This window comes from Chamaesiphon sp. OTE_8_metabat_110 (assembly GCF_031382685.1).
Taxonomy (GTDB): Bacteria; Cyanobacteriota; Cyanobacteriia; order Cyanobacteriales; family Chamaesiphonaceae; genus Chamaesiphon.
Genome location: NZ_JANMZA010000552.1, coordinates 1 through 4,677, shown reverse-complemented (window position 1 = coordinate 4,677; position 4,677 = coordinate 1). Strand labels below are relative to the sequence as shown.

Here is a 4,677-nt window from a genome sequence, read left to right as displayed (position 1 = left end):
CGCCGGATTCTTGCGCATCCGCGATGGTGAAAACCCGCTGGATAATACCGCCGTCCATCCTGAAAGTTATCCAATCTTGGCGGCGATCGCCAAAGATGTCAATATCCCTCTGACAGAGCCAACTAAATTAGGCACACAACTCAAACAAGTAGACCTGAAGAAGTATATTACCGAGACAATTGGCGAACCCACCCTCCGCGATATCATCGGCGAACTCGAAAAACCCGGACGAGACCCTCGCGCAGAATTCAAATATGCCACCTTCAAGGAGGGAATTCAGGAGATTACCGATTTAGTCGTTGGCATGGAATTGGAGGGCACTGTGACCAACGTAGCCAACTTTGGAGCCTTTGTAGACATCGGCGTGCATCAGGACGGATTGGTACACATCTCCCAACTCTCGGATAACTTTGTCAGCGACCCCAATCAGATTGTCAAAGTCGGGCAAGTTGTGAAGGTCAAAGTCTTGGAAGTTAATGCTCAACTAAAACGAGTGAGCCTGACGATGAAAACTGGTGCGACAACTAACGATCGTCCATCGCCACAACCGACGATCGCACGTAGCAATAAACCTCAAGTATCATCAGCTAAGCCAGCGAAAATATTACCAAAAACACCACCAGCACAGCCGGAATCGACTCAACCAGCAACACTGGCAGATTTACAACGCAAGTTTGGCAAGAAAAACTAGGCTTTGCTAGATCCCAGCCAAGACAGCGACTCGCGCACGCCACTGTTTTCCGAAGGTACACTAAAACTCAACTAAAAATCTTGGCAATCCTACCTTCGGCTGGATCGTAAGTTAGTTCGATGCGGATATAATCGGAAGGTAGATTTGATAATCTCTCAGCCCACTCGATCGCGACGATGCCTAATTCATTCTCTAGTCCCAACCAATAGGATTCGAGATAAAGTTCGTCTACCTCTGTAGCATTTAAGCGGTAGAGATCCAAATGATAAAGTGGCAACCTGGCACCTAAATATTCATTAATAATCGTAAATGTCGGACTGACGATCGCATCTTGGATCTCTAGTCCCAAAGCTAAACCTTGCACTAAAGTGGTTTTCCCACTGCCCAAGTCACCTGTCAATAGCAATACACTTCCTGCTGGCAAAGTTTTACCTAGTTCGCTTCCTAGAGCCTGAGTAGCCTTCGCATCTGGTAATCGGCAGATCCGTTCGTTCATGTCGCACTTAGATTTTAGACTTCAAGATCGGTCGATTTAAACAAACTAATTTGTACTCAAAGTAGTTATTACCAGTTAATAATTATAATCCGAGCTAACCTTTTACCTTTTACCTTTTACCTTTTACCCCTTCAAGCCGACTTAATACCCCGAGCCAATGGCGTTACTTTCACATTTCGGTATGCGGCAGACTCTTGAGCGCGGCGATAGAAATGAATCAACGCTTTAGCGAGCCGACGGGGGTTGTGGCGGAGATAGCGAGTATCGGGATCTTCTTCCATCACATTGACAGAAAAGATACTCCGACCCAATTGTTTCACATCCTCACGATCGAGCAATACGGGATAAGAATTTTCTTCAGCATAGTACTGGAGACAACCCGCCGACGGGGGATTTTTCTGAACCAATACGGCATCAAATAATTTGTGACCGCAAGCCCTGTCGATACTTTCGATATGATCTGCTACTGTATAGCCTGTAGTCTCTCCTGGCTGGGTCATAATATTGCAGACATAGAGCCGAGGTACTTGACGTGCTGCGATGGCTGCGGCGATTTCTGGGACGAGGAGGTTGGAAATGACACTCGTGTACAGACTCCCTGGCCCCATAATAATGTAATCAGCTTCTTCAATGGCGGCGATCGCTGCTGGTAAGGCGGGAGGATTGGCTGGAGAGCAGCCAATTTCGACAATTTGACCATCAGAGCCACCAATATTTGACTCGCCCTCGATCGTCCTGCCATCGGCTAGTCTCGCCCATAACGATACATCGGTTAGTGTCGCAGGTAACACTCGCCCCCGAATTGCCAATACTTTAGAGCTAGCGACGACCGCACGTTCCAAATCGCCTGTAATTTCTGACATCGCCGTCAGAAATAGATTGCCGAAACTGTGTCCGCTCAAGCCGTCCCCAGCCTCAAATCGATATTGAAACAGTTCGGTCAATAATTTCTCTTCATCAGCGAGGGCAGCAATACAGTTGCGAATATCACCAGGAGGTAGAACTCCAAAATCTCGCCTCAAACGTCCAGAAGAACCCCCATCGTCAGCAACAGTAACGATCGCGGTCAAATTGGCACTATAGAGCTTTAAGCCTCTAAGCAGTGTCGATAGACCAGTACCGCCGCCAATTGCCACAATTTTTGGCCCGCGATTGAGGCGGCGATTATTCCACAGCATATCGAGCAGGGTTTGTCCGCCATCTGGGCGTAAAACTTTACTGATTTCGCCTAGCGAACGGCTATGACCCCAAAACATCAGGAACAGACCGCAGCCCAGCACTATCGGCCCCGATAAGTAATGTGGAATCACTCTAGCGACAAACTCAATTACCCTGTCCACGAGCTGGAATAACCAGAAAATTGGCGTCAACTTCAGCCAAATCGCCAAGCCCAAAATCGTCATCAAGACGCCAACATAAATCGTGAATAGCCAGCGTTTGACAAAAATCCCTGGCGATAACCACTGAACTAGTCGCCGGACGCTAGAATATTTTCCGTCCTGTGAGGGGAGTACACTACTACCACGACTTAAATTCCTGATTGCTCGTTTGAAGAGACCGATCGACATTATTTTTTGATTAAAAATAAGAGAATTTTTAAAGTTATAGATAGACTTGAGATGAGTCAATCTTACAGGTACTCTGCCGAATCGGAAAGAGTAAATTAAAATTTGAGCGCTGCCAGTGCGAGCACTCTATATCTTATATGCCCATTTAATCCGACTATAATTGCGATCGTAAAGGTTAAATCTCTAGATTCAGCCATAACACTCATCCATCAGCCTACAGGTGTAAGATTAATTTTTGGTTAGATCCATCACAACTACCATCCTCGGATTAGACCCAGGATTAGCCAGCTTAGGTTTTGGGGCGATCTCGATTTCCACACATACTCGTCCAGCGACAGTGACGTTGGTCGATTTTGGGATTATCCAGACTCCAGCTCGGACAGAGATTGGTTCTCGACTGCAAACAATTTATGATGATATGCACAGCCTATTAGACGAAATTAAACCAGATTTGGTGGCGATCGAGCAGCTATTTTTCTATAAAATGGGAAATACCATTCCAGTGGCTCAAGCGCGCGGGGTGATTTTGCTGGTAGTTGCCCAGCATCAAATTCCGTGGGTAGAATTCACCCCAGCTCAAATCAAGCAAGCAGTTGCTGGTTATGGCAATGCCCAAAAGCCGGAAGTCCAAGCTGCCGTGGCACGAGAGCTAGCTCTAGACAAGATTCCACGTCCCGATGATGCTGCCGATGCCTTGGCGACTGCTTTGACAGCTTGGTTACAGATCGGTTGAGAGTGAAGATCGCCAATATGCGAGTGACTGAGCATGAATTAAATTTTAAAATACCAGCCGCCAGCACACATCCACCGATCGATTATAGTCAATTTAATTTTTAAGAAAATGTTATTATGATTACCAAAATTACTAATTTAATTAATAATATTCTGACAGCTAACGTTTTTTTTGTAATACTTAGTTTTGGGTGGTTTTTAATCGCGATCGTGGGTAAATACACTCACATTCCACTCGGGATGCAGGTTTGGCAAAGCCTGTGGGAGCCATTATTTCTCCCCGCTATCAGCGTTTTAATGGGTGGTGCGATTATCAGTGGGACGATTAGTTATGTTACCAAAAGTCTCGATCGATCTTCGTTTTAACCCTGCCAATTAAGCAATACAAAAATAGCCTCCCAGCAAGATGTGGAAGACTACCTTTGGTAAATATTCAAAATCGGGTTAACATTGTTGAACGAGAAGATAAAATACCAAAACCGCTTACAAGCCAATTAGATGTAAAGAGTTTTGGAAGACATCGACATTGCTCACAATCAGATACGCGACAACAGCACCCCCAACTCCGCCAATTAGGAAACCCGTGGCATAAGTATTCCAACCTTCAGTACTGGCAAACGCCTCGGGAGGATTGGGCGCTGTACTTGTCGCGATCGGGGGTGGTGGATTGGTAGCGGCATATAATACGATCGCCCCAGCAGAAATGATAACTAGACCGATATCGGATGAGAGTGCAGTTAATGCGCCCCATTCAGTAAAGCGCAGTGGATTGAATTTAAAAAATGGCCCGATTTGCCAATAACCATGCGCTAACCCTACCTCAATCCCTCTTCGCAGCGGCGATAACCCCTGACGATAGGCAGAGAAGCTATTGACGATCGCTTTAGCAAGTTTAGAGTTATTAATCGGCGTTGCTAAACTACTCCCTTGGGGGTCGAAATCAGGCAAAACAACCTCATTATTGCGAGGGTCGCGGGGATTATCTTTCGATCGATCTATTCTCTCAACAAGAGTAGTCATAATTAGCCACTGCCACGGATTTTTTTTGCATCTACATCCTATGCAAAAAAAATCCGTGGCAGTGGCTATTTATGACTACTCGTGTTGAGAGAATAGATCGTTCGAAAGATAATCCCCGCGACCCTCGCTATAATGTGGTTGTTTTGACTGATTTCGACCCCCAAGGGAGT

Annotated in this window: 6 protein-coding genes; 3 read left to right on the top strand and 3 right to left on the bottom strand. The window is 46.0% G+C overall.

All coding sequences use genetic code 11. The annotated features are described in order from the left end of the window. Nucleotides 1–691: S1 RNA-binding domain-containing protein (locus RMO52_RS20000; protein ID WP_310417768.1), on the top strand; the 691-nt coding region annotated here is incomplete at its 5' end. Between the two features lie 67 nt (nt 692–758). Here RMO52_RS20000 and tsaE read toward each other — a convergent pair. Together tsaE and RMO52_RS19990 are read right to left on the bottom strand one after the other, a co-directional pair. Beyond that, nucleotides 759–1,187, bottom strand: coding sequence for a tRNA (adenosine(37)-N6)-threonylcarbamoyltransferase complex ATPase subunit type 1 TsaE (tsaE, locus tag RMO52_RS19995; RefSeq protein ID WP_309741662.1), 429 nt, complete (start codon nt 1,185–1,187; stop codon nt 759–761). Nucleotides 1,188–1,318: 131 nt separating this feature from the next. Beyond that, nucleotides 1,319–2,755, bottom strand: a complete 1,437-nt coding sequence (locus RMO52_RS19990) for a YvcK family protein (RefSeq protein WP_309741661.1) — start codon at nt 2,753–2,755, stop codon at nt 1,319–1,321. Nucleotides 2,756–2,990: 235 nt separating this feature from the next. Between RMO52_RS19990 and ruvC the strand changes: the two genes are divergently transcribed. Beyond that, on the top strand, nt 2,991–3,488 hold the full coding sequence (gene ruvC / locus RMO52_RS19985; protein ID WP_396135062.1) for a crossover junction endodeoxyribonuclease RuvC: 498 nt from the start codon (nt 2,991–2,993) through the stop codon (nt 3,486–3,488). Between the two features lie 116 nt (nt 3,489–3,604). Further along, the gene (locus RMO52_RS19980) at nt 3,605–3,853 is read left to right on the top strand and encodes a hypothetical protein (protein WP_309743605.1); all 249 of its coding nucleotides are present in this window, start codon (nt 3,605–3,607) and stop codon (nt 3,851–3,853) included. Nucleotides 3,854–3,970: 117 nt separating this feature from the next. Here the strand turns inward: RMO52_RS19980 and RMO52_RS19975 are convergent, their stop codons facing one another. Further along, a complete protein-coding gene (locus tag RMO52_RS19975) occupies nt 3,971–4,507 on the bottom strand; it encodes a photosystem I reaction center subunit XI (protein WP_309743603.1) in 537 nt (178 codons plus the stop codon). Nucleotides 4,508–4,677: the final 170 nt, after the last annotated feature.

Bases quoted from the DNA above. Each gene is read 5' to 3' on its own strand.
- tsaE (WP_309741662.1), bottom strand. From the start codon at position 1,187: ATGAACGAACGGATCTGCCGATTACCAGATGCGAAGGCTACTCAGGCT.
- RMO52_RS19980 (WP_309743605.1), top strand. From the start codon at position 3,605: ATGATTACCAAAATTACTAATTTAATTAATAATATTCTGACAGCTAAC.
- RMO52_RS19975 (WP_309743603.1), bottom strand. From the start codon at position 4,507: ATGACTACTCTTGTTGAGAGAATAGATCGATCGAAAGATAATCCCCGC.
- RMO52_RS19990 (WP_309741661.1), bottom strand. From the start codon at position 2,755: ATGTCGATCGGTCTCTTCAAACGAGCAATCAGGAATTTAAGTCGTGGT.